The organism is Marivita sp. (assembly GCF_965656765.1).
Taxonomy (GTDB): Bacteria; Pseudomonadota; Alphaproteobacteria; order Rhodobacterales; family Rhodobacteraceae; genus Marivita.
Genome location: NZ_CBFHLV010000045.1, coordinates 20988 through 27273 on the forward strand (window position 1 = coordinate 20988; position 6286 = coordinate 27273).

General features: G+C 59.3%; 6 protein-coding genes. 5 read left to right on the forward strand and 1 reads right to left on the reverse strand.

What is annotated here, in order from left to right:
- Nucleotides 1–62: 62 nt before the first annotated feature.
- The 4 genes from dgcN to ACTG4M_RS12275 all read left to right on the forward strand — a co-directional run bounded on the left by dgcN (nt 63) and on the right by ACTG4M_RS12275 (nt 4178).
- Nucleotides 63–1064 carry an N-acetyltransferase DgcN gene (gene dgcN, locus ACTG4M_RS12260; RefSeq protein WP_439123950.1) on the forward strand — a complete coding sequence of 334 codons (1002 nt, stop codon included), beginning with the start codon at nt 63–65 and terminating at the stop codon, nt 1062–1064.
- 73 nt (nt 1065–1137) lie between these two features.
- Nucleotides 1138–2100: an N-acetyl-D-Glu racemase DgcA gene (dgcA, locus tag ACTG4M_RS12265; protein ID WP_439123956.1), complete on the forward strand. Its 963-nt coding sequence runs from the start codon at nt 1138–1140 to the stop codon at nt 2098–2100.
- A gap of 11 nt (nt 2101–2111) precedes the next feature.
- Entirely contained in the window at nt 2112–2975 is an 864-nt protein-coding gene (locus tag ACTG4M_RS12270) for a D-amino-acid transaminase (protein ID WP_439123951.1), read from the forward strand.
- 3 nt (nt 2976–2978) lie between these two features.
- Entirely contained in the window at nt 2979–4178 is a 1200-nt protein-coding gene (locus ACTG4M_RS12275) for an NAD(P)/FAD-dependent oxidoreductase (protein ID WP_439123952.1), read from the forward strand.
- On the opposite strand, the gene ACTG4M_RS12280 is transcribed toward ACTG4M_RS12275, so the two are convergent.
- Nucleotides 4175–5560, reverse strand: coding sequence for a cytochrome P450 (locus ACTG4M_RS12280; RefSeq protein ID WP_439123953.1), 1386 nt, complete (start codon nt 5558–5560; stop codon nt 4175–4177). The two genes, ACTG4M_RS12275 and ACTG4M_RS12280, sit on opposite strands and share 4 nt — an antisense overlap.
- Nucleotides 5561–5665: 105 nt before the next feature.
- On the opposite strand from ACTG4M_RS12280, the gene ACTG4M_RS12285 reads away from it, so the two are divergent.
- On the forward strand, nt 5666–6274 hold the full coding sequence (locus ACTG4M_RS12285) for a hypothetical protein (RefSeq protein ID WP_439123954.1): 609 nt from the start codon (nt 5666–5668) through the stop codon (nt 6272–6274).
- Nucleotides 6275–6286 lie beyond the last annotated feature (12 nt).

Consider the following 6286-nt stretch of genomic DNA (forward strand, 5'->3'; position numbering starts at 1 on the left):
ATGCAATTGATGCGTTGGGCTGTCATCCTTCGTTCAATCACGACGCATTTCAGGGGGCCATGATGATCAACACACCATATCTTTTGTTTTTGGGCGATGCACCGGATGGGCTTGCCGCGAAGGTCGCGCAGGGCATCAAGGATTGGCGCCCTGAGAACTGTGTCGGCCAATTCCGAATGGAGGGCTGCAAGGCCGATCTGGGTCTGACGGACATGACACTTGCCGACGCCAAGGCTGCTGGTGCCAAAACGCTGGTGGTCGGTGTTGCGAACCGCGGTGGCAAGATCAGCCAGGCGTGGAAAAAGGTTCTGGTGATGGCGCTTGAGGAGGGGTTCGACCTTGCCTCGGGCTTGCACAACCTGTTGCGTGATGAACCCGATCTGGTGGCTGTGGCCGAGGCGACGGGCCGCGCGCTGCACGATGTCCGAGTGCCCGAGGTGGAATACCCGATCGCCGATGGCGTCAAACGCAGCGGTAAGCGGGTGCTGGGCGTTGGCACGGATTGTTCGGTGGGCAAGATGTATACCGGTCTCGCGCTGGACAAATCCATGCGCGACATAGGTATGAAAAGCACCTTTCGCGCGACCGGGCAGACCGGAATCCTGATCACCGGCGACGGCGTGCCGCTTGACGCGGTTGTCGCAGATTTTATGGCGGGGTCCATCGAATGGCTGACGCCCGACAATGACGCTGATCATTGGGATGTGATCGAAGGGCAGGGCAGCTTGTTCCATGTGTCCTTTTCAGGTGTCACGATGGCGCTGATCCACGGTGGGCAACCCGACGCGCTGATCCTGTGCCATGAACCGACACGAACGCATATGCGTGGTCTTCCGGGATATGACCTGCCCTCGCTGGAGGCGTTGCGGGACATGGCGCTGCCGTTGGCGCAGATCGCCAATCCGGAGTGCGTTGTTGCAGGTATTTCGATCAACACTCAGCATATGGGCGAAGCCGAAGCCGTGGCCTATCTCAATGAGCTTGAGACCAGGATGGGCTTGCCTGCGGTGGATCCGTACCGCCATGGTGCAGACCGGTTGGCCGAGGCTTTGGCGGCGATTTGACAACCACAATCGATGCGCCTTTGGCAAGGTTGCTTTGGCATATTTGGAAAAAGAAGAAGCAGGGGACAGCACCATGATCGAGGTGACACGGGATGTGTTTCGGTTGGCGCAGGTCTTTACGATCTCGCGTGGGAGCCGGTCAGAGGCGAAGGTTTTGACCGTGCGGGTGACCCGCAGAGGCATCACGGGCATGGGTGAATGCGTGCCATATGCGCTGTACGGTGAAACCCTCGAGAGTGTTGAGGCCCAGATCAGGTCTTTGCCAGAGGGGATCGACCGGACCGCTTTGCAGAACGCTTTGCCCGCCGGGGCCGCGCGGAATGCGATGGATTGTGCGCTTTGGGATTTAGAGGCCAAACAGGCGGGCTGTCGCGTTTGGGAGCTTGCCGGATTGCCAGAGCCGGGGCCGGAGGTAACGGCTTATACGTTGTCACTGGAGACACCCGAGGTGATGCAGGCACAGGCTGCCAAGAATGCGCATCGGCCTTTGTTGAAAATCAAGCTGGGCACGCCTGACGACATGCCACGTCTTGAAGCGGTGCGGGCGGGCGCACCGGATGCCCGTATCATCGTGGATGCCAATGAGGGTTGGTCTGCTGAAGTCTATGCCGATCTTGCGCCGCATCTGCTACGGTTGGGCGTTGATCTGGTCGAGCAGCCTTTGCCTGCCGGCGAGGACGACGCACTTTTGGGTGTGAGCCGGCCTGTGCCGCTTTGTGCGGACGAGAGCTGTCATGACCGCGCGTCGGTGGCGGACCTCAAAGGCAAGTATGACATTGTGAACATCAAGCTTGATAAGACCGGTGGGCTGACCGAGGCGCTGCTTTTGCGCGATACCGCACTGGCCGAAGGCTATGGTGTGATGGTCGGTTGCATGGTGGGGTCGTCACTGGCAATGGCGCCGGCGGTGTTGGTTGCGCAAGGGGCGGCGATCACGGACCTTGACGGGCCGCTTCTTCTGGCCGAAGACCGCGAGGAACCATTGCTGTTTGACGAGGCGGGTGTGCATCCTTCTGCGCCCGGCCTTTGGGGATAAGGAGATCCACCATGACCCGCACCGTATACGTGAACGGAGAATATCTGCCCGAAGACGAGGCGAAAGTGTCGATCTTTGACCGGGCGTTCCTGATGGCGGACGGCGTCTATGAGGTGACATCCGTTCTTGGCGGCAAGCTCATTGATTTTGCAGGCCATGCCAAACGGTTGGAGCGGTCGTTGAACGAGTTGGAGATCAAGAAGCCTGCGGTGTTCGATGACTTGCTCGCGATTCATCGTGAATTGGTCTCAGTAAACGGGATTGAGGATGGTTTGGTCTATCTGCAGATCACTCGTGGCGCGCCAGGAGACCGCGATTTCGTGTTTCCTGATCCGGAGACGACCGAACCGACCGTTGTTCTGTTCACGCAGAACAAGCCGGGATTGGCGGACAGCCCGGCCGCCAAGACGGGGATGAAGATCATTTCCATTGAAGACGTGCGCTGGGGGCGTCGCGACATCAAGACGGTGCAATTGCTGTACCCGTCGATGGGCAAAATGATGGCCAAGAAGGCGGGTGCGGATGACGCCTGGATGGTGCAGGACGGGGCCGTGACCGAGGGCACCAGCAACAACGCGTACATCATCAAGGGCAACACGATCATCACCCGCGCGTTGTCGAACGACATTCTGCACGGTATCACCCGGGCGGCTGTGCTGCGCTTTGCACAAGAGGCGCAGATGCAAGTGGAGGAGCGCGATTTTACCATCGACGAGGCGAAGGATGCAGATGAGGCGTTCATCACCTCTGCGTCGTCCTTTGTGATGCCGGTGGTAGAGATCGACGGTGTTGGTTTGGGCGATGGCACGCCGGGCGCACGCACAGCCCGTCTGCGAGAGATCTATCTTGAAGAAAGCCGCAAAGCCGCAATCTGATCCATGGGCGCGGCTCCGGAACGGGATAGCTATGATGTCGTGATCGTCGGTGGGGCGATCATGGGATCAGTTGCGGCGTGGTTTCTAACCGATTTGGGCTTTGATGGCCGTATTCTGGTTGTAGAGCGGGATATGAGCTTTGAACGAAGTGCGACGGCGACATCGACCTCGTGTATCCGGCAGCAATTCTCAAGCGAATTGAACGTGAAGATCAGTCAGTTCGGTGCGGATTTCATCACCAATATGCGGGCCTATATGGGGGGCGATGCGCGTGTGCCGCAGCTTGGTATTCGCAGTTTTGGGTATCTTTATCTGGCTGACACACAGGCGTTTGCCGATGACCTGAGCGCGCGAGCCGCGGTGCAGGTGGCGGCGGGCGCCGCGACCCGTCTTTTGACCGCGGATCAGGTCCAGCGACTGTACCCGTTCTATGCGGTGGATGACATCGTTCTAGGGTCGATCAACACGCGCGGCGAGGGGTATTTCGATAGTATGGCGCTCTTCGAATGGCTGCGGCGGCAGGCGCAGGAACGGGGTGTCGCTTATGTCGAAAACGAGGTTGTCGGCATGGATGTGTCGGCGGGCTGCGTGCAGTCGGTCACATTGGCGACAGGCGAGCGGATTGCCTGTGGGCATGTGATCAATGCCGCCGGGCCGCGCGCTGGGCATGTGGCGGGACTTGCCGGGATCAATCTGCCGGTGGAGCCACGCAAACGGTATTCATGGGTCTTCAAGGCTGAACAGCCGCTGGACCGAGATTTGCCGCTGACAATTGATCCGTCGGGCCTGCATGTGCGCGAAAACGGCGGTGGGACCTATCAGGCAGGGGGGCATTTTGGTGATGATCTAGCGGTCGCCTTTGACGATTTCGCGATGGATCATGACCTCTGGGAGGCCGAGGTTTGGCCGTTGTTGGCGGCGCGCATTCCACAGTTCGAGACGATCAAGCTGGCGCACAGTTGGGTCGGCCACTACGAGATGAACACCTTTGACCACAATGCTGTTCTGGGGCCGCATCCCCAGGTTTCTAATTATCTGTTTATCAACGGTTTTTCAGGCCACGGCTTGCAGCAGGCCCCTGCGATGGGGAGGGGTTTGGCCGAATGGATGTGTTTTGGCTCGTACCAGACACTTGACCTAAGTGAGTTCCATTTTGACCGCCTATTGAGCGGCGCGCCGCAAGTGGAAAAAGCGGTGATTTAGAGCGGGTCCGCTTCGAGCCACACGCCACCTTCGGGGCGCAACGTGATGATCATAACCGGGTCCGGATCGACGCCTTTAACCGATTTGAAACGGAATCGCCCTAGCAAGGTGGCGAGGATGATCACCGCTTCTTGCAGGGCAAAGCTGGCGCCGATGCAAATGCGGGGACCGTCTCCAAACGGAAGATAGGCGTAACGGTCGGGCTTTGCCCCCTGTGCCCACCGGTCTGGGTTGAATTGGTCAGGGTCGTCCCACAGCAGGTGCGACCGATGCAACGCATAGATCGGTAGGATCACAGTATCGCCGGGGTTGATCGGCGTGCCGCACAGCGAATCCTGGGCTAACGCTGTGCGCGACACGATGGCTGCGGGCGGATACAGGCGCAGTGCCTCGTCGATGATCTGCCGGATATATGGCAGGCGGGCCACATCATCGGCGGTGGCGGCGCGGCCCTGAAGGACGGATTGCGCTTCTGCGCGGGCGCGATCTTGGGCGTTTGGGTCAAAGGCACACAAGTATAGCGACCATGCGAGGGTCAGTGCAGTGGTTTCGTGCCCTGCAACAATAAAGGTAAGGAGGTTGTCGCGGATTTCTTCGGTGCTCATACGGCGGCCAGATTTTGGGTCGTCGCCTGCCAGCAACAGGTCGAGCAAATCTGGCACGTCCTGCGATCCGCGTGCCTGGCGCGCGTCGATGACCCGGTCGGCGGCGTCCTTCATGTCGGTCATGCCATTGGTGGCAAGGCTGCGACCCGGTCGTGGGATCCAGTCGGGCAGGCCAAGCACGTCAAACAGCGACACCTTGCCTGCCTCGGCGATATAGATGTCGATGGCCCGATGCACAGCGGCGCGATCGAACCCGGTGTCGCCTGAAAAGGTCACGTCAGAGATCACATCGAATGTGGCAGTGATCATCTCGTCCAGAATGTTCACGGCGCGGTTGCCCGCTTGTGTGATGCGGTCCGCAGATCGCTCTGCCGCGCGTGTCATCACTGGGGCCAAAGCCGCAACATTGCGGTGCGAAAACGCAGGGGCTGCGGTGCGACGCTGCCATCGCCAGTGCTTGCCTTCGGCAATAAAAAGCGAGTCGCCAATGGCTGGGCGAAGCAGGTTCTTGGTGACGATGGATTTCGGATAATTGTCTACGTTTTCCAACAGCACGCGCCGTATGGCACTCGGATCAGTCACCATATGCCACGGCGTGCCAGTGCGACCTGACACGATAGGCTGACGGGTGGAGATTTCGGGGATGATGGTAAGCAGGTTCTGTCGCGAGGCCTGCCAGCTTTGAAGAACGTTCAGCGGCTCGCGCACCAGATTGGCGCGCACTGGCTGCGAATAGGGTTCCGTGGCAGGGACAAAGGTTTGCGTAGTGTTTTCCATATCACCTAAAATTTAGCGCGTCGGCTGCTGCGCGCCAGTTGCGGTGCGTTGCGCCGCTTCGGGTGCTGGGATAGACAGGTCCGGATGATGTTTCCGGGGGACACAATGCGCCGCTTTTTTGTTGCTTTGCCACTGCTTATCGCCTTGGCCGCTTGTGCCAGCCCGACCCGCGATCTTGAAGGGCCGACCGATCCCTTGGGTGATTTCCGTATCGGTCATATCGGGGTGGTGGCCCCCAACCTTCAGAAACTTCTGGTTTCGCGCGAGGCGACCAAGGATGAATGGATCGAAGAGATGAGCAAAGCGCTTGGTGATCGGTTCAGCCGGTTTCAGGGCGACAAATACTACCATCTCGGTGTGAGCGTCGAAGCCTATTCGCTGCCGCCCCCGATCATTCCGGGCAAGTCTGCGGTGGCGATGAATGTGACCCTTTGGGACGATGCGGCGCAATCCAAAATGAACCCCGAGCCAAAGCAGATTCAGGTGATCAAGGTGTTCGAATCCCGAATTTCCAAGAACCGTGATCAACAGCTCACTGGTCTGGCCGAAGAGGCTGCGCGGCTGGTCGAAGTCTGGTTGCGCGAGATGCAAGAGTCGGACGGTTGGTTTGTTGGTACAGGCGCGGAAACGCTTGGCCAGGCGTCAGACTCCGGTACTTTGCCTGCCGAAATTGGCACAACGGATAGCGCAGTGCCGGTACCGGCCACCCGCTGAGCGCAACGTGCC

What these genes read in the sequence shown, in the direction of transcription:
- dgcN (WP_439123950.1), top strand. Translation starts at nt 63, where the DNA reads ATGATCAACACACCATATCTTTTGTTTTTGGGCGATGCACCGGATGGG.
- dgcA (WP_439123956.1), top strand. Translation starts at nt 1,138, where the DNA reads ATGATCGAGGTGACACGGGATGTGTTTCGGTTGGCGCAGGTCTTTACG.
- ACTG4M_RS12270 (WP_439123951.1), top strand. Translation starts at nt 2,112, where the DNA reads ATGACCCGCACCGTATACGTGAACGGAGAATATCTGCCCGAAGACGAG.
- ACTG4M_RS12275 (WP_439123952.1), top strand. Translation starts at nt 2,979, where the DNA reads ATGGGCGCGGCTCCGGAACGGGATAGCTATGATGTCGTGATCGTCGGT.
- ACTG4M_RS12280 (WP_439123953.1), bottom strand. Translation starts at nt 5,560, where the DNA reads ATGGAAAACACTACGCAAACCTTTGTCCCTGCCACGGAACCCTATTCG.
- ACTG4M_RS12285 (WP_439123954.1), top strand. Translation starts at nt 5,666, where the DNA reads ATGCGCCGCTTTTTTGTTGCTTTGCCACTGCTTATCGCCTTGGCCGCT.